This window comes from Lysinibacillus sp. A4 (genome assembly GCF_024919535.1).
GTDB lineage: Bacteria > Bacillota > Bacilli > Bacillales_A > Planococcaceae > Lysinibacillus > Lysinibacillus capsici.
The window spans coordinates 73,371-95,473 of the sequence record NZ_JANWTB010000003.1 but is presented as its reverse complement, the minus strand read 5'-3'; the positions used below and the strand labels follow the sequence as shown (position 1 = coordinate 95,473).

22 protein-coding genes are annotated in these 22,103 nt (G+C 37.4%); 14 read left to right on the top strand and 8 right to left on the bottom strand.

Annotation, left to right across the window (positions count from 1 at the left end; all coding sequences use genetic code 11):
- Nucleotides 1-352: 352 nt before the first annotated feature.
- The 11 genes from ccpN (at nucleotide 353) to NY607_RS05735 (ending at nucleotide 9,983) form a co-directional block, all read left to right on the top strand.
- On the top strand, nucleotides 353-985 hold the full coding sequence (gene ccpN / locus NY607_RS05785; RefSeq protein ID WP_004227151.1) for a transcriptional regulator CcpN: 633 nt from the start codon (nucleotides 353-355) through the stop codon (nucleotides 983-985).
- Between the two features lie 15 nt (nucleotides 986-1,000).
- On the top strand, nucleotides 1,001-1,813 hold the full coding sequence (locus NY607_RS05780) for a pyruvate, water dikinase regulatory protein (RefSeq protein ID WP_004227157.1): 813 nt from the start codon (nucleotides 1,001-1,003) through the stop codon (nucleotides 1,811-1,813).
- A 206-nt stretch (nucleotides 1,814-2,019) separates the two neighbouring features.
- The gene (dnaG, locus tag NY607_RS05775; protein ID WP_081011013.1) at nucleotides 2,020-3,852 is read left to right on the top strand and encodes a DNA primase; all 1,833 of its coding nucleotides are present in this window, start codon (nucleotides 2,020-2,022) and stop codon (nucleotides 3,850-3,852) included.
- Nucleotides 3,853-3,884: 32 nt separating this feature from the next.
- Nucleotides 3,885-5,012 (top strand): RNA polymerase sigma factor RpoD, encoded by a 1,128-nt coding sequence (rpoD, locus tag NY607_RS05770; protein ID WP_004227165.1) that lies wholly within the window; start codon nucleotides 3,885-3,887, stop codon nucleotides 5,010-5,012.
- Between the two features lie 245 nt (nucleotides 5,013-5,257).
- A complete protein-coding gene (locus NY607_RS05765) occupies nucleotides 5,258-5,824 on the top strand; it encodes a hypothetical protein (RefSeq protein WP_004227167.1) in 567 nt (188 codons plus the stop codon).
- A 462-nt stretch (nucleotides 5,825-6,286) separates the two neighbouring features.
- Nucleotides 6,287-6,649, top strand: a complete 363-nt coding sequence (gene cccA, locus NY607_RS05760; protein ID WP_016993532.1) for a cytochrome c550 — start codon at nucleotides 6,287-6,289, stop codon at nucleotides 6,647-6,649.
- Nucleotides 6,650-6,813: 164 nt separating this feature from the next.
- The gene (locus tag NY607_RS05755; RefSeq protein ID WP_048392198.1) at nucleotides 6,814-7,506 is read left to right on the top strand and encodes a tRNA (adenine(22)-N(1))-methyltransferase; all 693 of its coding nucleotides are present in this window, start codon (nucleotides 6,814-6,816) and stop codon (nucleotides 7,504-7,506) included.
- Between the two features lies 1 nt (nucleotide 7,507).
- Nucleotides 7,508-8,629, top strand: a complete 1,122-nt coding sequence (locus NY607_RS05750) for a Nif3-like dinuclear metal center hexameric protein (RefSeq protein WP_048392199.1) — start codon at nucleotides 7,508-7,510, stop codon at nucleotides 8,627-8,629.
- Between the two features lie 14 nt (nucleotides 8,630-8,643).
- Entirely contained in the window at nucleotides 8,644-8,868 is a 225-nt protein-coding gene (locus tag NY607_RS05745) for a hypothetical protein (protein ID WP_048392200.1), read from the top strand.
- Nucleotides 8,869-8,980: 112 nt separating this feature from the next.
- Nucleotides 8,981-9,229, top strand: coding sequence for a DUF2164 domain-containing protein (locus NY607_RS05740; protein WP_048392201.1), 249 nt, complete (start codon nucleotides 8,981-8,983; stop codon nucleotides 9,227-9,229).
- A 214-nt stretch (nucleotides 9,230-9,443) separates the two neighbouring features.
- Complete coding sequence (locus tag NY607_RS05735; RefSeq protein WP_048392202.1) at nucleotides 9,444-9,983, top strand: NADPH-dependent FMN reductase; 540 nt, start codon at nucleotides 9,444-9,446, stop codon at nucleotides 9,981-9,983.
- Between the two features lie 65 nt (nucleotides 9,984-10,048).
- Here the strand turns inward: NY607_RS05735 and NY607_RS05730 are convergent, their stop codons facing one another.
- Nucleotides 10,049-10,228 (bottom strand): hypothetical protein, encoded by a 180-nt coding sequence (locus NY607_RS05730; protein ID WP_054550103.1) that lies wholly within the window; start codon nucleotides 10,226-10,228, stop codon nucleotides 10,049-10,051.
- 261 nt (nucleotides 10,229-10,489) lie between these two features.
- Here NY607_RS05730 and NY607_RS05725 point away from each other — a divergent pair, with 261 nt between their 5' ends.
- The gene (locus NY607_RS05725) at nucleotides 10,490-11,116 is read left to right on the top strand and encodes a hypothetical protein (protein ID WP_048392204.1); all 627 of its coding nucleotides are present in this window, start codon (nucleotides 10,490-10,492) and stop codon (nucleotides 11,114-11,116) included.
- Between the two features lie 73 nt (nucleotides 11,117-11,189).
- Here NY607_RS05725 and NY607_RS05720 read toward each other — a convergent pair whose 3' ends face one another.
- The 3 genes from NY607_RS05720 to NY607_RS05710 all read right to left on the bottom strand — a co-directional run bounded on the left by NY607_RS05720 (nucleotide 11,190) and on the right by NY607_RS05710 (nucleotide 14,453).
- The gene (locus NY607_RS05720; RefSeq protein WP_048392205.1) at nucleotides 11,190-11,726 is read right to left on the bottom strand and encodes a tubby C-terminal domain-like protein; all 537 of its coding nucleotides are present in this window, start codon (nucleotides 11,724-11,726) and stop codon (nucleotides 11,190-11,192) included.
- Between the two features lie 154 nt (nucleotides 11,727-11,880).
- On the bottom strand, nucleotides 11,881-13,140 hold the full coding sequence (locus tag NY607_RS05715; protein WP_048392206.1) for a dicarboxylate/amino acid:cation symporter: 1,260 nt from the start codon (nucleotides 13,138-13,140) through the stop codon (nucleotides 11,881-11,883).
- A gap of 263 nt (nucleotides 13,141-13,403) precedes the next feature.
- On the bottom strand, nucleotides 13,404-14,453 hold the full coding sequence (locus tag NY607_RS05710) for a TRAP transporter substrate-binding protein (protein ID WP_048392207.1): 1,050 nt from the start codon (nucleotides 14,451-14,453) through the stop codon (nucleotides 13,404-13,406).
- 111 nt (nucleotides 14,454-14,564) lie between these two features.
- Between NY607_RS05710 and NY607_RS05705 the strand changes: the two genes are divergently transcribed.
- The gene (locus NY607_RS05705) at nucleotides 14,565-16,145 is read left to right on the top strand and encodes an ATP-binding protein (protein WP_048392208.1); all 1,581 of its coding nucleotides are present in this window, start codon (nucleotides 14,565-14,567) and stop codon (nucleotides 16,143-16,145) included.
- Between the two features lie 17 nt (nucleotides 16,146-16,162).
- The gene (locus tag NY607_RS05700; RefSeq protein WP_016993520.1) at nucleotides 16,163-16,864 is read left to right on the top strand and encodes a response regulator; all 702 of its coding nucleotides are present in this window, start codon (nucleotides 16,163-16,165) and stop codon (nucleotides 16,862-16,864) included.
- A gap of 47 nt (nucleotides 16,865-16,911) precedes the next feature.
- Here the strand turns inward: NY607_RS05700 and NY607_RS05695 are convergent, their stop codons facing one another.
- The 4 genes from NY607_RS05695 to NY607_RS05680 all read right to left on the bottom strand — a co-directional run bounded on the left by NY607_RS05695 (nucleotide 16,912) and on the right by NY607_RS05680 (nucleotide 22,018).
- Complete coding sequence (locus tag NY607_RS05695) at nucleotides 16,912-17,880, bottom strand: 4-hydroxy-3-methylbut-2-enyl diphosphate reductase (protein WP_048392210.1); 969 nt, start codon at nucleotides 17,878-17,880, stop codon at nucleotides 16,912-16,914.
- Nucleotides 17,881-17,956: 76 nt separating this feature from the next.
- On the bottom strand, nucleotides 17,957-18,451 hold the full coding sequence (gene vrrA, locus NY607_RS05690) for a VrrA/YqfQ family protein (RefSeq protein WP_004227219.1): 495 nt from the start codon (nucleotides 18,449-18,451) through the stop codon (nucleotides 17,957-17,959).
- A gap of 161 nt (nucleotides 18,452-18,612) precedes the next feature.
- A complete protein-coding gene (locus NY607_RS05685) occupies nucleotides 18,613-19,320 on the bottom strand; it encodes a response regulator transcription factor (protein ID WP_004227221.1) in 708 nt (235 codons plus the stop codon).
- Complete coding sequence (locus NY607_RS05680) at nucleotides 19,313-22,018, bottom strand: sensor histidine kinase (protein WP_259419305.1); 2,706 nt, start codon at nucleotides 22,016-22,018, stop codon at nucleotides 19,313-19,315. The genes NY607_RS05685 and NY607_RS05680 overlap by 8 nt, the downstream gene beginning before the upstream one ends.
- Nucleotides 22,019-22,103: the final 85 nt, after the last annotated feature.

Genomic DNA, 22,103 nt, shown 5'->3' with positions numbered 1-22,103 from the left:
TAAATGAAAATAGCACCCGTCTCCGGGCACATTGTATGCCCAGGGACGAGTGCTAATACCCGCGGTTCCACCCTGATTGTTTTAAACGAGTAGTTTAAAACCTCTTTTCAAAAAGTTAGCTCAGGGAGTGCCTTTTCTCTGTTGCTGTGTAGACTTTCACCATCTTCTACTCGCTATAGAATGGAACAGATACTTTTTTCCCATCATCGCCTGTATAACGCAATTTGCTCGAAAATACAGATAGAGCAAGCGTATGTGTCAATATTGTAGCATGTAGTTCTTTAATTCGCAATAATTATTAAAATAGTATATAATAATTGAGCATAAGTATAACACTATTAGATTTGAGGCGGTGAGTCCAATCGAACTCAATAAACGTCAGGAAGACATATTACAAATTGTGAAAGAAAATGGCCCTATTACGGGGGAACATATTGCCGAACGTCTCAATCTGACAAGAGCAACTCTAAGACCGGATTTAGCAATCCTAACAATGGCAGGATTTCTGGATGCAAGACCAAGGGTTGGTTATTTTTATTCAGGTAAGAAGGCATCTGTTACATTAATAGATAGTATTCACAATTTAAAAGTGAAGGATTTTCATTCAGGGCCAGTAGTTGTCCCTGAAACAATGACGGTTTATGATGCAATTTGCTTTATGTTTTCAGAAGATGTTGGTACACTCTTTGTCGTAGATAAGAATGAGTTTTTGACAGGCGTACTATCTCGCAAAGATTTACTGCGTACAAGTATTGGCACGCAGGATTTAAATAAAATTCCAGTACATATTATTATGACGCGTATGCCAAATATTTCGTACTGTGAAAGATCAGATTCTTTAATTGTTGCAGCGAACAAACTTATTGAACGTGAGGTTGATTCACTACCAGTAGTTGAACCGCAAGAGGGTGGTTTAACGATTGTTGGTCGTCTTACAAAAACAACGATTACACGGGCTTTCTTATCTCTTGCACAAAATGTCTAAATGAAGGAGAGCTGCATGAAAAGACTACGCGTATTTGTTGTATCTGATTCTGTCGGTGAAACTGGTGATCAAGTTGCAAAAGCGGTTATTAGCCAGTTCCGACCGGGTCTTGAAAATACTGTGATTCGTCGATTTCCACATATTCAATCAGAGGAGCTTATCCGTAAAATTGTTTTTCTTGCTTCGCAACAGCGAGCGTTTATTGTTTATACACTTGTTCGCCAAGAAATGCGTAAATTATTACATGATTTATGTGAACAAGAAAAAATTCAGGCTGTTGATATTTTAGGGCCAGCCTTACAATCAATGGCAGCTTTTATGGAAGAAAATCCATTAGAAACGCCTGGTATTGTTCATCTGCTGGATGATGATTATTTCAAAAAAATTGAAGCGATTGAATTTGCGGTAAAATATGATGATGGTAGAGATCCAAGAGGATTATTACAGGCTGATATTGTACTAGTTGGTGTATCACGAACTTCTAAAACACCACTATCACAATATTTAGCCCATAAAAAATATAAAGTGGCGAATGTACCTTTAGTGCCAGAGGTAGAACCACCAGAAGAGCTATTACAGATAGACCCTAAAAAATGCTTTGGATTGATTATTTCCCCTGAGAAGTTAAACTCAATTCGGAAAGAAAGATTAATGTCTCTCGGCTTGAATGATGATGCTATCTATGCACAGCATGAAAGAATTCTTGATGAGATTCAGCATTTTGAAAAAATTGTCGGTAGAATAGGTTGTCAAGTTATCGATGTGACAAATAAAGCTGTTGAAGAGACAGCAAATACGATTATCGAACATATTTTGACCTGTAAATAAGGATAGAATTTTAAACCACCTCGGTTAGCAGAGGCGGTTTTTTTGAGTGGATTTTGAAAATGGTATAGATAAAAACTAATTTTTGTTTTATAATAATAAAATTGTGGTAAAAATATTTATAAGAGAAAAATCCTAATTTTTTGTCGAGAAATAAAGGAATTTTAAAACGAATAGCGAATTGTGTTTCTAGAACGCAAATATTAAAGATGGTGATGGATTTGGCAGGGAAGATTCCAGAAGAAGTAATTGAGCAGATTCGCACACAATCAGATATCGTTGATGTTATTAGTGAATACATGCAGCTTACTAAGCGTGGGCGAAATTGGTTTGGTCTCTGTCCATTTCATGGAGAGCAAACACCGTCTTTTTCTGTATCTACAGACAAGCAAATTTTTCATTGCTTTGGTTGTGGTGCAGGGGGCAATGCCATTACTTTTGTAATGGATATTGAAGGCATTTCTTTTCCTGATGCAGTTGTGAAACTTGGGGAACGTGTTGGCATACACTTAGATGTTGAGCCAAGTTTCCCTGGAGGAACGAAAAAGATATCTAAAGCGGAAGAAAGGATGAAAGAAGCACACGCTTTTGCAGCAGATTTTTTTCATCATTTACTGTTGAATACAGAAGATGGTGAAGAACCTTTAAATTATTTGCTAGAAAGAGGATTTACAAGGGAACTTATCGAATCTAATAACATTGGTTGGTCTCTCCCAAGCTTTGATGCATTAACAATATTGCTTGAAAGAAAAGGTTATAACTTACAAGAAATTGCCGAAAGTGGCTTAATCATCAAAAGAGAGGGAGAAGAGCGTTATTTTGATCGTTTTAGAGGACGTATCATGTTTCCTATTCGAGATGAGAATGGTAAAATTATTGCCTTCTCAGGACGTATCCTTTCATCCAATGGTGAGGAAGCAAAATATTTAAATAGTCCAGAATCACCAATTTTCCAAAAAAGTGAAGTGCTGTATAACCTAGATAAAGCACGAACTTCTATCAGAAAAAATCGTCAAGTAGTATTGATGGAAGGATTTATGGACGTTTTAGCAGCCAACTCTGTAGGTGTCATGAATGTTGTTGCGACAATGGGTACTTCGTTAACAAATCAGCATATCACAAAGCTAAAGCGCTTAGTAGAGCAAATTACGATTTGCTATGATGGTGATAATGCTGGATTTGATGCAGCGAAACGAGCGGCGCAGCTACTGCATACAGAGCGAATGAAAGTTGATATTGCCGTGTTGCCAGAAAAATTAGATCCTGATGAATACATTCACACTTTAGGTGGACAAGCATTTAAGGAACAAATTTTGGAAAAACCTCATGCGTATATTGCTTTTATGATGATGCATGCTAGACGCAATAAGAACTTTCAATTTGAAAATGATACGCTTCAATATATTCAAGAAGTTCTTGAGCAGCTAGTGGGAAGATCTTCACCAGTTGAACGAGATTTGTATATACGACAGCTATCAAATGAAACAAACATCTCGGAAGAAGCCATTTATGCCCAATTCCGAAAACTGGAGGCTAATCAGGTACGTTCTGCTAAAGTAGAAATGCCTACACAGATACCTTCAATGCCAGTCACGCAACAACAAAAGCCTATGGACGCAGCCGAACGTGCCGAACGTTTATTACTGGCTCATATGCTTCATAATATAGATGTAGTGGACAGGGTATTACGTAGTGAGCAAAAAGAGCCATTTGTACGAGATGCCTATATGGCAGTTTTTGTTCGCTTAGTTGGATTTTATGAGGAGTATGGTCATCCTGATTATCAACGTTTTGTGGAAATTTTGGATGACGCTGAATTACGAAAAATTGTCATGGAAGCGGCTTTAGTTGAGCGAGATCCAGATCAAGCAGAGGCAGAGGTTATGGACTCTATCCGTCAGCTTCAAAAATATAGAATTGAGCAAGAAATTTATCAAAAGATGCATGAGTCAAAGGAAGCGGAGAAGATGCATGAGTATGCACGTGCACTTGAAATCGCCCAACAGATTATTCATTTAAGAAAATCGTTATCGGCGATTTAACCCGATTCGGTTGTTTAGAAGGAGGAAGGTTTATGGCGGACAAGTCAGAACGTTCAAAAGAGATAGAAGTAGAAATTACATTAGATGATGCAAAAAAATTCCTACAAGAAAAAGCAAAAACAGAGGGTGAAATTTCAATGAAAGAAATTTCAGAGAAACTAACACCTTATGAATTGGAAAACGAAGAAATTTTCCATTTTGCTGAGGATCTTGAAAAGCATAAAGATATTCAAATCATTGGAAAAGAAGAATTTGAAGAAGAAAGTCTAATGAAAGAAGAAGCGAACGAAGAAACTTTCGACTTAAATGATTTGAGTGTGCCACCAGGTGTTAAAATCAATGACCCTGTACGTATGTATTTAAAAGAAATCGGCCGAGTAGATTTATTATCTGCTGAGCAAGAAATTGCACTTGCTGAACGTATTGAGCAAGGGGACGAGGAAGCGCGTAAACGCCTTGCGGAAGCGAACTTACGTCTAGTTGTATCGATTGCAAAACGCTATGTTGGTCGTGGAATGCTATTCCTTGATTTAATTCAAGAAGGAAATATGGGTCTTATTAAGGCTGTTGAAAAATTCGATTATCGTAAAGGATTTAAGTTCTCGACTTACGCTACATGGTGGATTCGTCAGGCGATTACACGCGCAATCGCTGACCAAGCGCGTACGATTCGTATTCCTGTTCATATGGTCGAAACCATTAATAAATTAATACGTGTACAACGTCAACTTTTACAAGATTTAGGTCGTGAGCCTTCTCCAGAGGAAATTGGAGAAGAAATGGATTTAACACCTGAAAAAGTACGTGAAATTTTAAAAATTGCACAAGAACCAGTATCTCTTGAAACACCAATTGGAGAAGAAGATGATTCCCATTTAGGAGACTTTATCGAGGATTCAGAAGCACAATCTCCTTCCGACCATGCAGCCTATGAACTGTTAAAAGAACAATTAGAAGATGTACTAGATACGTTAACAGACCGTGAGGAAAACGTACTTCGTTTACGTTTTGGGTTAGACGATGGTCGCACACGTACATTAGAAGAGGTTGGGAAAGTCTTTGGCGTAACGCGTGAACGTATTCGTCAAATCGAGGCGAAAGCACTAAGAAAATTACGCCATCCTTCTCGTAGTAAACGTTTAAAAGACTTCTTAGAATAAAATTTAAAATAGCTGGAGCTATCCAAGTAGTGAGAAAATGACTAATTGGTATAGCTCCTTTTTTATAGAATTGAAAAGTCAACAAAAAGAAATTAGCCCTGCTATTCACCTATCGATGCTATGCAATCATAGATAATTAGAATGAGGGAAATGCTAGATTTGCGACTTTATACAGATGTGTTTTCAAATAGTGTGAGATAAAATTGTAATACAACCATTATTAAGCAATGTTTGGAGCTAACACTATGACAAATCCTCGCAAAAAAATAATCCTTAATGAAATTTTGTTTTGGAAGCAAAATAAACTTTTACCTGAGCACTATTGTGACTTTTTAGCAGCTCTTTATACGGAGGGGGCTGACATAGAGGAGTTAGAACCAGTGCAACATCCTAAACAAGCGGTCTTGCCATCAGAAAAAAGAAAAATGATCCTATTGGTAGTGGGTCTATGTATCGCCATAATGGCTGTTTTGGCACTCTATTTTACAATGCAATCTTTAACATTGATTTTTACAGTAATCGTGGGAGTAGGTGCATGCATCTTATTTATTGCTGCGTGGCAAATGGCTCGAAAAAAACATCTACTAGCTCCCATTTTTCATGTACTAGCGGCCATCCTGTTATTTAGTATGTCGATCCGAATTTGTACTACATATTTTAGTGGAAATAATACGGTTTTATTTTGCTTGATTGCAGCAAATTGTGTCATTTGGCTGTTGTCAGGTATTAAAATGAAACTTCTATATTTCACAGTCTCAGGTGCTTTAGGATTAATAGCACTAGTTGGGTACTATATCATAAATTTATCCTGATTTAGCAAATGGTATTTCTATCGATGTACAAGGAACTCCATCTACTAAATCAGGTTAGAAACTTAATTGATCTTTAGTGTTTATATAAAACCATAATTTGTGACAATTTATCTATAATAGGGTCAGTATCATGTTAAAGTTTTTACCTCAGAAGATTCAAAATCTGTACGCTAATTAAAAACGTACAGATTTTTTAATTTTGGGTATATCAATGAGTGAAAAGGGTATGATAACAGCATAAATATAATGAAAAAGAAATTGTATAAAAGGATAAATTTGACCAATTTTGGATGTTGGCAAGACATATTTTATCCAATAGATACAGAAATGTCGAATTTGTTACAAACAAAGGAAAACTTAGCGAATAGGGCTTTTCGTTTCTTTGTTAATGAAGTACAATATTAGATGTTGACTGATTCTATATTATAATAGAAGTAGACTTAAAATGAGGAGGGGAAACTTATGAAAAACAATCCAGTCGTTCCTTACATCTTAATTCTGGCATTTGGTATTGGTCTTATTTTCTTCATGTCTTTACAAGGTGCAGATAACAAGAAAGAAATTGCTGCTGAACATGAGGGTGGTGGCGAAACTACTACAGAAACAACAGATGCAGAAGCTGATGGTTCAGCACTAGTACAATCTTGTATCGGTTGTCATGGTGGTGACTTAACTGGTAGTATGGGTCCAAATCTACATGGCTTAGATGAAGCACATATCGTAGAAGTTTTAACAAAGGGTATCGAAGGTACTCCAATGCAACCAAACATGAAAACTGAAGAGGAAGCAAAAGCAATCGCTGAATACATTTCTACTTTAGAATAGTAAAACTGACAAGTAGCTGTACTGAAATAGTACAGCTACTTTTTAGATTTAAGCATCATGAAGATGGGGTTGTCCACATAGAAATGTGAGACAACTCCATTTGTTTTTTTTCACGACATCATCCATACTATTAATGGACTCTATTGAAGATAGGCGGTATAAAAATGAACGCACAAAAACTTTCAAAGCGATTAGAAGCAGTAGCGAAATTTGTTCCTACAGGAGCAGTCATGGCGGATATTGGTAGTGACCATGCCTATCTACCATGCTATTTAATTCACAAAGGGACTGCCTCATATGCCATAGCAGGGGAAGTTGTAAAAGGACCCTATGAATCGGCGGTAGGACAAGTACAGAAGGAAAACTTAACTGAAAAAATTACAGTACGCCTTGCAGACGGTTTAGCAGCGATCGAAGAAGCTGACCATGTGGATACGGTGACAATAGCTGGCATGGGGGGACCATTAATTGTTTCCATTCTAGAGAAGCATCCAGAAAAGCTTCAAGGTGTCACACGTCTAATCCTACAGCCAAATATTCACGCCAAGGTTATCCGTGAGTGGGCTTTAGCACATCAATGGGCGATTCTTGATGAAGAGATTTTAGAGGAAGATGATAAAATCTATGAAATCCTTGTGTTACAAAGAGGGCAAATGGAGCTCTCTACAGCAGAGATTTTGTTTGGACCTAAGCTAAGCCTGCGTAAATCACCAGCATTTACGAAAAAATGGTTGCGTGAAAAAGACAATTGGCAACGTGTACTACAATCCATTGAAGGAGCAGAACAAACACCTGAAATTGAAGAAAAGCGTGCAGAGTTAACGGCTCTGATACATTTAGTAGAAGGAGTTTTGTAAGATGAAAACGGTAAATGGCCAAGAAGTTATTCAAGTGTTCGAAGCATGGTCGCCCAAAAAACTAGCTTGTATGGACAATGATCCAATTGGACTAGCGATAGGGACCCTCAACAAACCTGTAAGTAAAGTTTTGGTGACGTTAGATGTCAATGAAGCCGTGGCAAATGAGGCAATAGAAAAAGGCTGTGAGCTGATTATCGCACATCATCCACCAATCTTTAGACGCCTAGCGAATATCCGCACAGATCATCCAGCAGGGCGCTTATATGAAAAGCTCATTAAACACGATATTGCTGTATATGCCGCTCATACAAATTTAGATGTAGCCGAAGGTGGGGTAAATGATTTATTAGCAGATGCCCTACAGCTAAAAAACCGGTCAATATTAGAAGAAACGTATGCTGAGAATTTGTTGAAGCTGGCAGTCTTTATACCAACTGCTAATGCCCAAGCATTACGTGAGGCGCTTGCAAAAGCTGGGGCGGGTCGTATTGGCGACTATGAAGCATGTAGTTATACAACGACTGGAGAAGGTCGGTTCCGTGCATTAGCAGGAGCTAATCCTTTCGTTGGCTCTGTTGGTGAATTACATGTGGAGGAAGAAGTAAAGGTAGAAGTTGTTTTTCCTGAATCCATTAAAGGCCGCGTGTTAAAGGCCATGCTTACTAGTCATCCTTATGAGGAGCCTGCCTATGATGTGATACGTCTTGAGCAGCAAACAAATGTGATGGGATTAGGGCGTGTAGGTTACTTAACAAAGGACATGACGTTACAACAATTTGCTGAATTCGTTAAACAGCAACTAGATGTGCCAGCTGTGCGTGTAGTGGGTGATTTACAATCGAAGGTCAGCAAGGTTGCGCTTGTTGGTGGAGATGGTAATAAATATATCTATGCGGCAAAACGTGCAGGAGCTGATGTTTTCTTAACAGGCGATATGTACTTCCATACAGCTCAGGACGCACAAGCCATTGATCTGCAAATAGTAGATCCTGGTCATCATGTAGAAAAGGTAATGATTGCAGGAGTAGCAAAAAAAATGGCTGAACTATGTGAGGATAAAAAATATTTGGTTGAATTCATCCAATCAACGATTCATACAGAACCATTTTTATTTGTATAAGTGAGGGAACTAATATGGCTAATGAAAGACCAGCTGGTAATAAAGCAGGCAAGCTATGGATCATGATTGGTTTATTCATCGTTGTTTTTGGTATTGGTATGACGGTGATGACCAATATGGTCAATGATAAGAAAATCGATGCAATGACACAGCAATGTGAAGATGATGGTGGACAAGCAATTGTAGCAAAGGAGAAAAACTTTTTATCCACTAGCTACTCATTTGAATGTAAACAATGAGATGGGGCTGAACGCTAGCAGTACTAGTGTTTCAGCCTTTTTGAATGCAAGGAATCTATGAACAGTGATAAGATGTAGAGAAAATTGATTAACAGAAGTGGAGAGAGTTGTCTTGTTTATTCGTTTATCTAAAGATCAGCAGGAAATGATTCTTGCTGATATTCAACGTTTTTTTTATAATCAGCGTGATGAAGACATTAGTGAATTTGAAGCTGAACGTATGTTAGATTTTATCAAAGAGCATATTGCCCCCTATATTTATAATGCTGCCTTGTCAGATGCCAAGTATGTTGTGGAAAGACAATACGCCTCTATTGAAGAGGAATTAGAGGCATTGGAGCAGCCCATTAAAACAAAATAATCCTCTTTATCCCTCTAGATTAAATATTTGACAGGAAAGAATGGTTGATGATACCTTAATCTTGAATTAGAGATAATTCAATTCTAACTATTCAGAGCTAATTAACGGGTGATGAATAAAGGGATATTTTTCTGACCAAAATGGTTACGAGTGGCGAACACGTACGATAAACCGTGATGGAGTCACAAGAATGGATGATAAGAGGAGGCGTCATATGTTAAAAATCGGTATTATTTTAGGAAGTACGCGAGAAGGTCGTGTAAGCCCACAAGTTGGAGCTTGGGTAAAGGAAGTTGCGGAAAAACGTCGTGATGCGGAATATGAAATAATTGATATCGCTGAATTTAAATTACCATTTTTAGGGGAACCAGGTGGAGATACTTCTGGGGTAGCTGCATGGTCAGAAAAAGTAGCAGCTTGTGACGGCTTTGTATTTATTGTTGCTGAGTACAATCACTCCATTACAGGTGCATTAAAAAATGCATTAGATTATTTACGAGTTGAATGGAACAATAAAGCTGCTGGTATCGTCTCTTATGGTTCTGTTGGAGGTGCGCGTGCAGCAGAGCATCTACGAGGAATTCTTGGAGAATTGCTAGTTGCAGATGTTCGAGTACATCCAGCATTATCATTATTTACTGATTTTGAAAACGGCTCTGTCTTTAAACCAAAAGAGGTGCAAGCAGATTCAGTTCATCAAATGTTAGATCAGCTTGTGCCATGGTCAACTGCTTTGAAAACAATTCGATCCTAAACTTAAAGCTTTGATTCAGACGGCCGCTTTCAGAAAGCGGTCGTTTTTTGATGAGGTAAAATCCATTAATGTTTGATTTCTTCAAGGACTTTTTCCTTTAAATCATTCTCCATCGAAGATAGTTTTACTGTATTGGTGAGGCGCTCTTTTAGTTCTTTATCTGTCATAATGCCACGTTCCTCTAAGATTTGTACAAGCAGATTTAATGTCAGTATATTTTTAATATCCGCTGCTTTTGATGCCATTTAAAACCCTCCATAATGATAGAATTACTACTTCTTAAGTGTACTCCTTTTTGAGAAGCATGACACAGAAAGGACAAAACAAAGCAAATTTATTTCGCATCCCGGAATATATAGGGAAAAATAAGCGATACAAATTCCATTATGAAAAGTGGAGATACTGTATGGACACTGCATTTTAATATGAAAAGTATGTGCTGTTTCAAGCTAGAAAAGCGAATATTGTAGTAAAAGGGGACATACCTTCCTATCAGGAGGGATTCAATGGGTAAACGGTTTGGGCTTGTCATCGGACTGTTGGTAGTCATTATATCTATGTTGGTCCTATTTGATAGATTTGCAGGAGAAAAAAGGTCAGAAGCAAATAAAGAGGCTCAATCGCTTATAACAAATGAAGAGTTGAGTCTGGCTCGATTGAAGGATAAGCTACTTGAAAAGTATGTCGGCATTGACGTTAAAACGACGGAAGAAAAGGAATTAGTAATCCAAGTTGTAGGCGGAGAAGACTATTTCCAGTCAATTAAAAAAGATATGGAATCCATAGCAAAAAATGCTTTAAAAACGTCTCCCTTAAAGGACTATCCCATAGTTTTTGAAAGATGGGAGTTTACCTCCTTGCTTGATAACAACAAGATAATGGGGGATGATATGAACCTTTTGATGGAAGATTTAATTGCGGGCTTAGAAGCTTTTGACGTATATGAATATTTAGTTATTGAAAATCGAACAACCATTACCATACAAACAACGATAAAGGGCGCTACGCATGAGGCACTTGAGTTAGCTTTAAGGATGGAAGAAGCCATCAAGAAGATTGTACAAGCAAAAGCATCACAAAATGCTTCCTATGTTATTAACATATTAAATGCCCAACGAGAAAAAATAAATTAGCTGTGTAGAAAAATATCATAGGATTAAGGCATCGAGATTTTAATGCTCGATGCCTTTGACATGTTTAAAGCAGCTATGTAGTTGTTGCAAAGAGAGCTTGATAAAGAGTTGCTAGGAGTGCAACAAAGCGCATATCATCCGCATGGAAAAGCTTAAACTGTATACCTATCTGTACTAGCTCAGTCTCAATAGAGCTTGCACTCGCAATCTTTTCATCATTGCAATATAAATAAGCAGTAGAGGTAAAATCCTTTTCAAAACGAAATTCTAAATCGTCCATTGTAAATGAATAAGAGGATTCTAATAATTGCACTGTTTTCCGTTGAATGGGTATCAAGCTGCCATCAGGCATAACAATTTGATGGCTGACTCCTTTTGTTAACAGGGTAGATTGTACTTGAAAAAGTGGTGCACCTAAAGTAGTTCGTGTCTCATAACGGTACGGTAATGTTTGCTGTGCAGCTACCAGCAAGACAGCATTCAGTACTTTACCAGCAGAGGTACGCTCCATTTTTTGAAGTACACATACTGTTTCGTTCTGTTCATTCACGATTGGAATATCAGTGAAGCTTTTAAAGCCCTTCGGATAGGTAAGTGTAAAAGTTGTCATAAAGAAACCTCCAGTCATTATTTATACGAGTAGGTAGTCGATGAGGTTTCAAAAAACTAGCTCTACGGTGTTTTTTATCTACTTGCCTCTTTATAAATAAAAGAACAGGCTGCTGAAGTAGCAAATTATTTCCGCTTTCAGCAGCCTGTTCATTTTATGACATTTGGGTATGACCGGATAGAGCACGCTTTTCCTGCTCTGTATCAAATTCTTTTTCCATTTTTGACACGACCACTGTTGCTACACCATTACCAATTAGATTTGTAACTGCACGTGCTTCTGACATGAAACGATCTACGCCGATTAAAAGGGCAATCCCCTCTACTGGGATCATCGGGAAGGCTGCTAATGTTGCTGCAAGTGTAATAAAGCCAGAGCCTGTTACACCAGCTGCCCCTTTAGAAGTAAGCATTAAGATGGCTAATAGCGTAATTTGATGCCAAACATCTAAATCCACACCATAGGCTTGCGCAATAAAGATAGCAGCCATTGATAAGTAAATGGATGTTCCATCTAAGTTAAATGAATAGCCTGTAGGAATCACCAGCCCAACCACTTGCTTTGAACAACCATAGTTTTCAAGCTTACGCATCATGGAAGGTAATGCAGATTCAGATGAAGATGTTCCGATAACGATAAAGATTTCATCTTTAATGTACTTGATAAATTTAAAAATACTAAAGCCAAAGTAATGGGTAATCAATCCAATGATCACAACAATAAAAATGAACATTGTAATGTAAACAGATAGCATTAAAAATCCTAAGTTTCCTAATGATTTAAGTCCAAAATTTCCGATTGTATAACTCATGGCACCAAACGCACCAATAGGAGAAATTTTCATCACCATGTTAACGATTTTAAAGAAAATATCTGCAACTTGCTCGAAAAATTTAATAACAGGTTTAGCTGGTTCTCCAATCGCCGCCGCAGCTAGTCCAAATAAAACAGCTGAGAACAAGACTGGTAATAATTCACCATTTGCTAAAGCACCAACTACATTTTCAGGAATAATTTGCATAATAAATGCACCTAAACCATGCTCTGCAGCCGCCGCGTCTGTATATTGTGAAACATCAGCACCGCTTGCTGCATCTGTATTAAAACCTTTACCTGGTTGAACAATATTGACAACGATTAAGCCAATTGCAAGGGCAAAAGTTGAAACAATTTCAAAATAAATTAAAGCTTTTCCACCAATTTTACCAACCTTTTTGACATCCCCCATGCTACCAATGCCGATTACGACTGTTAAGAAGATAATTGGTGCTATTAACATTTTAATAAGTTTAATAAATATATCCGCCAAGATTTTGAGCTTTGCCCCGAATTCTGGGAATGTTGCTCCGACGATAATCCCTAGTACAATGGCAATCAATACTTGTACTGTTAAGTTTTTAAAATTTATCCGCATATAGTTCTCCCCCTACAACATCTATGAATATTGTGTGAACGCTTTCATGTGGTTATCATAGCTGAAATTTTCCGACAATAGTGTTTATGACCGTAATGGTTGTATTGTTCATTTTGTTCATTCTGAGAGAAAGGGGTATTAAGGCTAGTAATATCAAGGGTTTTAAGCTGTTTTATAGTAGTTGTGAGATTCGCGAATCTATTATAATACAATAGAAAAAATCCTTACGTTTTGTAAGGATTTTTCATTAATGAACAAAAGTATTAGGGATCAACGATTTTTTCAATCTCTGCTAAGATTTGATCGTTTTGAATATGGGCTCTATAAAAATCATAAACAGGTGCAAGTTGTTCCTTAAAGCGCTGTCTTTCTTGGGGACTCATTGTATACACATCAAAATCATCTAGCTGTTTCAGCTTGTCCATATCTTGTTCATTCATAAGTTCAGCCTGCTCAAATTGCCAATCGGTTGTTTCTTTCATAGCATCCAACAACTGATGCTGAATTTTGATAGGTAGAGAATTCCAAAAGGTTTCATTCATTAACACAGCATAGCCTAAAATCCCATGCTGAGTGATAGTCATATGCTTTTGTACTTTGTAAAAACCCTTTGAATAGATATTAGAAGCGGTATTTTCTTGTGCGTCTATTGCATGCTTCTCTAAATCCGAAAAGACCTCACTAAAAGAAATAGGTATAGGTGTTGCTTTGACCACTTCAAATTGCTTTTCTAATGTTTTACTTGGCATCGTACGCACTCGTAAGCCCTGTAAATCTTCAAAGTTATGAATAGGCTGCTCAACAGAGGTTAGATGCTTAAACCCATTGTACCAAAAGCCAAGCCCTTTAATATGGAACGGCTCTAGCTCATTAACCAATTGTTCACCAATAGAACCCGTTAGGACTTCCTTTACTTCCTCATTTGTATTAAATAGAAAGGGTAAATCAAGCACCTGCCAATTAGGAACATAAGCTGTCATTTTAGAAAAAGTAGGGATGATCATTTCCACTTCTCCCTTTTGCAATGCCTGAAATTCATTTTCATCATTAAATAAAGAGGAGTTGGAGTAGACATGTACTTTGACCTTCCCGTTTGTTTTTTCTTCTACTAGCTCAGCAAATTTGTTGGCAGCTTGGCCTTTAGGGGTATTTTCAGCGACGACATGACTTAAATGAATTGTTATCTGTGTGTCTAAACCCTTTTGCTCATCATCATAGGGAAGTGGCTTGGCGAATAGTAATCCTTGTTGAACACTGATAGTGAGGATTAACACAAGCACAGTTATAATCGTACCAATAATAAATTTTTTCATTGTATACACCCAATTAATTCGTATTTTCTGATGTTTTTGTTATTCTAACATATGGAGTAAGCTAAAATATAGTAGGAGGGAGGCGGTCAGTTGAAATTTCAGAAGTTATCCATGCAAAGAAAAATTATGTCTCTGACTTTTTTTATTCTCATGCTTTCCTTTAGCATTGGCGGTACTTTTTTGTTAGGTTTTGTCATGAATGAGCAAAAGACCAAACTAAGTGATCAAGCACTCCTTGTAGCAAAAACCGTCTCTCAGCTTCCTGAAATAAAAACATATATTGCTAGTGAAAATTACTATGATGCCGTACAGCATATTAATCCTGTTGTAGAGGAAATCCGTGATATCAATGGGGCAAAATATATTGTTGTTCTTGATATGCAACGACGAAAATATTCCCATCCTAATAGCCAGGAACTTGGTCGAATATCTCAATCTGGAGATTTAAACGCCGCTTTTTCAGAGCATTACTATACGTCGATTGCACGTGGAGAACACGGTAATATGGTTCGTGCGTTTGTTCCGATTATGAACCATGAAGGACAACAAATAGGTGTTACAGTAGTAGGGTACAGTGTTCTTACGGTAGTGGAGTTACTGCAAACAATGCAAACCGAACTAATGGTTACTGTTCTATTATCGTTACTATTTAGTGTATGGGGAGCACGAACATTGGGGCTTCATATGAAAAAGCAAATGTTTGGGTTAGAGCCGCATGAAATTGCCAAAATGTATGTAGAACGTACAGAAACGTTTAATGCCATGCACGAAGGCATCATTGCTATCGATAATGATTTGACCATTACGATTTTTAATGAAAAAGCCTGTGATATCTTAGGCGTTTATGAAAAACCCTCTACATTGATTGGACAGAAAATCTTTCATGTCTTGCCAGATACACGACTTCCTGAAATTTTAGAGCTGGATCAGCCGTTATTTAATCGTGAGCTGTATATTAATAATCATAGTATTATGAGTAATCGAATTCCGATACAGGTTAATGGCGAAACTGTTGGGGCAGTGGCCATGTTTAAAGACCGTACGGAAGTGAAAAAGCTTGCCGAAGAATTAACAGGCGTTAGAGCATTTGTCCAAGCCCTTCGTGTACAAACACATGAACATAAAAATAAACTGCATACGATAGCGGGTCTTTTACAGCTAGGTCATCATGAACAGGCACTTTCTTACTTAACACAAGTGAAGGAAGAGCATGATGAAATCACTAACTTTTTAAACGAACGAATAAAAAATGAAAATATTTCTGGGCTATTGCTCAGTAAAATTTCCTATGCGAAGGAACAAGGAATTCGATTGGAAATTGACCGTGAAAGCCGATTTACATCATTTCCAGCTAATTTGGATCATCATGATTTCGTCATTCTCTTTGGTAATTTGATAGAAAATGCGTTTGATGCATTAAAGGATGTACAGGTCGAGGAGAAGGTGATTCATGTTTCTGTGGATGAAGATGATGACGTATTAGCCATATTAGTAACCGATAATGGTGTTGGCATGACGGAAGAGGTCAAGCAGCACATTTTTGATAATGGTTATTCTACAAAAGAGAAAAACTACCGTGGAATAGGGTTATTTTTAATAAAGGAAATTGTCGAAAAAGGGCAGGGTGACATCGAAGTCATCAGTGAGCCTAACAAAGGAACAAGTTTTTTAATCACCTTTTATTATTCATAATGGATGGAGGGCTAGCAGTGGCACAGATTAGAGTATTATTAATTGAGGATGATCCAATGGTACGAGAGGTAAATCGTCAATTTATTGAGAAGGTAGAGCATTTTCAAGTGGTTGGACAGGCACCTAATGGGTTAGAAGGCATTACGCAAATTTGCCAACTGAAGCCTGATTTAGTTTTTATGGATATTTTTATGCCAGAGCAAGATGGTATTACAAGCTTACGCAAAATACGTGAGCTCGATCTACCAGTAGATGTTATTACCGTGACAGCCGCAAATGATATGGAGACAGTGAAACAGATACTGCATCTAGGTGTTTTTGATTATATTATGAAGCCCTTTTCTTTTGAACGTGTTAAAGGGACACTTGACAATTATTTACGCTTTAACAAGCAAACTCAAACAGAACGAGAGCTCACACAGGGAGAATTAGATCAGTTATTTCATTATCGTGATGGACAAACTATGTTGGATCAATCTGTTACATTGAAATCCGAAAAAAATCTCCCAAAAGGTTTTAATCGTACAACACTTGAAAAAGTTGTGCACTTTTTACAATCGGTGGATGGTGCCTCAGCGGAAGAAGTAGCCAGTGGAATTGGCATTGCCCGCGTAACAGCTAGAAGATATTTAGATTACCTTGAAAAACAAGAGGAAATCACAATGGATGTCCATTATGGTGGCATTGGTCGTCCTATAAACTATTACTTTAGTAAATAAAGAAAATCCTGATTGTCATAATAACAATCAGGATTTTTTGTGATTAACTAATAGGGCATGATTTTATCAACAGGTGTTGGTGTCTTAATCTTTGGCAGAATTTTATCTAGTGTTACTGTACGCTTAATCTCGTGTGTAGATGGATCATTTTCATCAAATTGATCAAGGAAGTTAATAACCTCTTTTACAATTGGTGTTGGCGTAGAAGCACCTGCTGTTACAGCAACGATGTTGATACCTTTTAACCATTCTACTTTTAGCTCTGAAACATCTGCAATTCGATAGGATGGTGTTCCTGCAATTTCTACAGAAACTTGTGTTAAGCGGTTCGAGTTATTGGATTTAGGATCACCTACAACAATAAGTAAATCCGCTTCACCTGCTTGCTGTGCAACAGCCTCTTGACGTACTTGTGTAGCTAAACAGATCTCTTTGTGTACCTCTATATGTGGGAATTTTTCTTTTAAACTATCCATTAAATGGGCGACATCCCATTGGCTCATTGTCGTTTGATTTGTGACAAGTAATTTATCATTCGTTAATTGTAAAGCATCAATATCGTTAGAAGACTGTACTAAGTGGACATGATCCGGGGCAACGCCAATAGCACCCTCTGGTTCGGGATGTCCTTTTTTACCAATATAAATAATGTCATAGCCTTCTGCTGATTTTTCACGAATTAAATCGTGGGTAACTGTTACATCAGGACATGTAGCATCAATGGACACTAAGCCTTTTCGCTTCGCAATCTCACGAATTTCCGGTGAAACACCATGTGCTGTAAAAATGACAGTACCTGTTTCAACTTGTTCAATAATTTCTAGGCGGTTATCACCATCTAACGTGATGATCCCATCCTCTTCAAACGCATCTGTGACGTGTTTATTATGCACAATCATCCCTAAGATGTAGATAGGTCTTGGTAATGTTTTATCAAGTGCGGCGTTACGAGCGATCACCATCGCATCCACAACACCGTAGCAATAGCCACGTGGATTAATTTTTAATACTTGCATGGTGGTTGTGACTCCTTTCAAGCTTACCTATCTACATTATAACGGACAGTGACAGTGAATACAAAGAAACGTTCATTTACATTGGTGGTTGGAAAATACGTGGTTTAGATGGAAGTGGCTCGGGAGGCGTAAATGATGCACTTTGCCTAGATGACCGTCTACTTCCAGCAGCCTTACTATCGCTTCCTGCTGCTTCTGTTGCTCCACCGCCAGCGGAAGGAAGTCCTTGGAATCCTTTATACAATTTTAAAAGTGATGGAATATTTTTCACCATCGGCATAGCTTGTTGGATATAAGGGGTATAGGTTTTGGCTGTATTAAATAAACTGTTGGCTTGCTGTAAAAATGAACCGACTTTCGAAGCTTCTTGCACAGGTGGCATCGGCATTTGCCCTCCAAATGAACCTATTCCATTAGCCATTGGAAAGCCGCCTGGAATTCGTGGTTGAACAGGGAAGCCTCCAGGCGGGAAAAAGGACTGTGGCGACATCTGTGGAGGTGTTTGCATGGGCATGGGCATTCTCATGCCACCCGGATACATTGGGTATGGATAAGGTGGTCGAAATACCATAATGATCTCCTTTCTACTTGTTTTTCATTGATGACATACCTGACTATAGCTATGATATGCAAAGGCTAATAGGAGGGTTCAATAAAGCTACATAAAAGCAAAATGTAATATGGAATTTGTAAAGTAGAAGTCCAAATACAGCTAGACCTTAGGCTCCATATTCATTCATCCTCTTCATGATAGCGAAGCATTCGGTAGCCTACCCGTACATGTGTCTGAATAAGTTTGGGCTGTGCTGGATTAACTTCTATTTTTTTTCGAAGTGTAGCCATAAAAACTCGTAAACTTGGAACATCTGATTGAAGAGCGTTTTGCCAGATTTCCTTTAAAATATAATTATGTGTTAGAACTTTCCCAACATTTTTGGATAAAACAATTAAAAGTTTATATTCAATCGGCGTCACATGTATTTCTTTTCCATTTACAAATACTGTATGATCAACATAATTAATTTGAAGATAACCATTTGTGAAAATGGGATTCTCTTTTTCAAGTGGTTGTTCATAGGCCATTCTTCTTAAGGCAACCCGAATTCTTGCTAATAATTCTTCCACACTAAATGGCTTTGTTACATAATCATCTGCACCTGCATCCAAAGCATTAATTTTATCATGTTCTTCTCCACGAGCACTTACGACGATAATTGGTGTTTGATTCCAACTTCTAATTTTTGTGATTAGTTCTACGCCATCTATGTCTGGTAGACCTAAATCTAAAATAAAAACGTCAGGTTTTATGGTAAGAGCCTTTTGAAGGGCACTATTACCATCACGTGCAATGTCGAATTCATAATGGTTTGTCGCTAATGTCATTTTAATTAAATTGGCAATTGCTACATCGTCCTCAACTACTAGAATTCTTTTACTCATCAAATTTCATTACTCCTTTTTTCAGCGAAAAGTTAAAAATCGTTCCTTGTGGTTTATTATCTGAAACGTTTATGCTACTACCATGTAATTTTAAAATTGTTTGACAGAGTGCTAAGCCTAAACCAAGACCACGTCTACTATCACTGCGTTGTACTTTTCCAGTTGTAAATGGTTCAAACAAGCTACTTTTTAAAGCGTCATCGATTCCAGGCCCATTATCAGAAATACTAAAACTTACGAATCCATCTGATTCTTTCACTATGATCGTAATGGCACTACCTGGTGGGGTGTAAGTCAATGCATTATCGATAATATTAATGAAAACTTGTATGATGAGTCGAGCATCCATTAAAGCAAATAAAAACTCAGGTTTAATTTCATAAGATATTTTATGTGTATTGTTTTGACGAATAACATGGGAAAGTGCCTCTTGAATAATATCTTCTACTAGTTCAATTTGCATTTCTAACGCAAATTGCCCATCCTCTAACTTAGATACAGCTAGTAAATTTTCAACCATTTGTACAAGCCATTTTGAATTTTTATAAATATCTTCATACAATTTATTTTTTTCAATCTCTGGTATTAGTGGTGCATTGTTGAGTAAGATATCTGCATTTCCAGAGATAGCAGTGAGTGGTGTCCTAAGGTCATGAGAGATTGCACGTAAAAGGTTAGCTCGCATCTGTTCCATTTCAGCTTCTCGCGCTACTTCCTCATTAAGTTTCTGTAAATACCATTTATCCAAAGCGAATGAAAAATCATTAATAATGGCGTGCAAAATATTGCGCTCAAATGCAGGCAATGGGGAGACTTTAGATAGGGCAATACCTATAACACCCTTCACATCTCCATTAGAAATAACAGGTATATAATAAGCGTTCACTTCAGGAAAGATGTCTGTAGATACACCTGCTACATGCCTATTATTTGTAACCCAACTAACAACACCACATTCATTTGGATTATCGAAAAGTACAGCTATTTTTTGATTTTCACTACTAGACATTGTTTCAGTACGAAAGAAAGATGATTTCTCAATTACCTGGTTATTTATTTCGAAAAATTGTACAGGCTTTTCTACTAATTTAACAATTTGAGACATGCCTTCAACTATTATTTCTTCAATAGACTTAGCATGTTGAAGCCTACGATTTGTTTCAAGGAGCACCTCCATTCGATAAGATTTACGAATGGCTATAATGGTTTGCTCCTTTATCTTTTTTGTTAAGCTACTCGTAATTACGCCAGAGATAAACATGATAAAAAATGTCATTGGATAGTCACGATGATAAGCATCAAATGAAAATCGAGGCTCTGTAAAAAAGTAATTAAAAAGTAAGACAGCAATAATGGAGTTAATAATACTCATCATCGATCCAGTTGACCAAATAGCAAGGATGAGGACCCCTAAAATGTAAATTGTAATGATGTTTGACTCGCTTATACCTATTGAATATAGATACAAGCCGACAATTGATATGAAGCAAAATACGATAAACATTTTGAACAAATCAAGCCATTCAAATGATAATTTATTACTTATAATAGGAAAATAAAATGGTTCATTTTCTTGATCTGGTACTATGTGTAGGGCTAAGTTCGGAACAAATTCATTCAGGCGGTCACTTATTTTTGTGCTTGGTCGCCACCATTTTTTCCTCATACTTGTTCGTCCGATAACAAGTTTCGTGACCCCACTAATTTGAGCATAATTAGCAAGGGCTGCTGCTACGTCGTCTTCTTGAACGATGACGACATGGCCGCCAAGCTGTTCCACAAGTTTAATGTGTTGTTGTAATCGTTCTGAATTTGCACTACTTCCTTCTTGCTCCTGCAGGTTTTGTACATAAAGAGCAGTAAATTTACCGTGTAATGCTTGTGCAAGTCTTGCAGTGGTTCTAATAACTTTTGCATTTGTAGGAGAACTACTGATACCAACTAGTAGGTGTTCTTCAATTTGTACAGGGTGTTTGACAGATTCATGGTTGTTTATTTGTTTATAGTTGATTGTATCCGCTGCTCTACGTAATGCAATTTCTCGTAATGATACTAAATTTTGTTTGCGGAAAAAAGAATGCAGTGCTTTTTCCGCTTGTTGTTTTGCATAAACTTTACCTTCTTGTAGGCGTTGTATTAGTTCATCTGGTTCAATGTCTACAACTTTTATTTGAGATGCTTGATCAATTAAGTAATCAGGGATACGCTCTCGTACTTTAATGTCAGTAATTTCTTCTACTAAGTCATGAAGGCTTTCAATATGTTGAATATTTACAGTTGTATAAACATGAATTCCCTTTGACAGTAGTTCTTCAACATCTCCAAAACGCTTCTTGTGCCGCATTGTTGGAACATTGGAATGTGCCAATTCATCGATAAGAACAATTTCTGGCTTGCGCTGCAATACGGCATCAATATCTAATTCATAAAAAGCTTTTCCTCTATAGGTTATTTTTTTCGTCGGAATTTGCTCAAGCCCTTCTAGTAAAGCTAACGTATCTGGACGAGGATGTGGTTCTACATAGCCAACCACCACATCTTTACCTAATTTTTGAGCTTGATGTGCTGCATCTAACATTGCGTAAGTTTTACCTACTCCAGCAGCATAACCGAGAAAGATTTTTAAATTCCCTAAAATTTGTTGCTCCTGTTGAAGTCTTGCTAAAAACATCTCAGGAGTTGGACGTGTATTTTCCATCCTCGTTCACCTCATTTGTATTATAGCGTTAACTCCCATTAAGAAAGTATAAAGATTTTGCCTCTTTATGCTTTCTTAATAGAAA

Coding starts and splice junctions, on each gene's coding strand:
- NY607_RS05780 (WP_004227157.1), top strand. CDS start 1,001: ATGAAAAGACTACGCGTATTTGTTGTATCTGATTCTGTCGGTGAAACT.
- dnaG (WP_081011013.1), top strand. CDS start 2,020: ATGGTGATGGATTTGGCAGGGAAGATTCCAGAAGAAGTAATTGAGCAG.
- rpoD (WP_004227165.1), top strand. CDS start 3,885: ATGGCGGACAAGTCAGAACGTTCAAAAGAGATAGAAGTAGAAATTACA.
- NY607_RS05765 (WP_004227167.1), top strand. CDS start 5,258: ATGACAAATCCTCGCAAAAAAATAATCCTTAATGAAATTTTGTTTTGG.
- cccA (WP_016993532.1), top strand. CDS start 6,287: ATGAAAAACAATCCAGTCGTTCCTTACATCTTAATTCTGGCATTTGGT.
- NY607_RS05755 (WP_048392198.1), top strand. CDS start 6,814: ATGAACGCACAAAAACTTTCAAAGCGATTAGAAGCAGTAGCGAAATTT.
- NY607_RS05750 (WP_048392199.1), top strand. CDS start 7,508: ATGAAAACGGTAAATGGCCAAGAAGTTATTCAAGTGTTCGAAGCATGG.
- NY607_RS05745 (WP_048392200.1), top strand. CDS start 8,644: ATGGCTAATGAAAGACCAGCTGGTAATAAAGCAGGCAAGCTATGGATC.
- NY607_RS05735 (WP_048392202.1), top strand. CDS start 9,444: ATGTTAAAAATCGGTATTATTTTAGGAAGTACGCGAGAAGGTCGTGTA.
- NY607_RS05730 (WP_054550103.1), bottom strand. CDS start 10,228: ATGGCATCAAAAGCAGCGGATATTAAAAATATACTGACATTAAATCTG.
- NY607_RS05725 (WP_048392204.1), top strand. CDS start 10,490: ATGGGTAAACGGTTTGGGCTTGTCATCGGACTGTTGGTAGTCATTATA.
- NY607_RS05720 (WP_048392205.1), bottom strand. CDS start 11,726: ATGACAACTTTTACACTTACCTATCCGAAGGGCTTTAAAAGCTTCACT.
- NY607_RS05715 (WP_048392206.1), bottom strand. CDS start 13,140: ATGCGGATAAATTTTAAAAACTTAACAGTACAAGTATTGATTGCCATT.
- NY607_RS05710 (WP_048392207.1), bottom strand. CDS start 14,453: ATGAAAAAATTTATTATTGGTACGATTATAACTGTGCTTGTGTTAATC.
- NY607_RS05705 (WP_048392208.1), top strand. CDS start 14,565: ATGCAAAGAAAAATTATGTCTCTGACTTTTTTTATTCTCATGCTTTCC.
- NY607_RS05695 (WP_048392210.1), bottom strand. CDS start 17,880: ATGCAAGTATTAAAAATTAATCCACGTGGCTATTGCTACGGTGTTGTG.
- vrrA (WP_004227219.1), bottom strand. CDS start 18,451: ATGGTATTTCGACCACCTTATCCATACCCAATGTATCCGGGTGGCATG.
- NY607_RS05685 (WP_004227221.1), bottom strand. CDS start 19,320: ATGAGTAAAAGAATTCTAGTAGTTGAGGACGATGTAGCAATTGCCAAT.
- NY607_RS05680 (WP_259419305.1), bottom strand. CDS start 22,018: ATGGAAAATACACGTCCAACTCCTGAGATGTTTTTAGCAAGACTTCAA.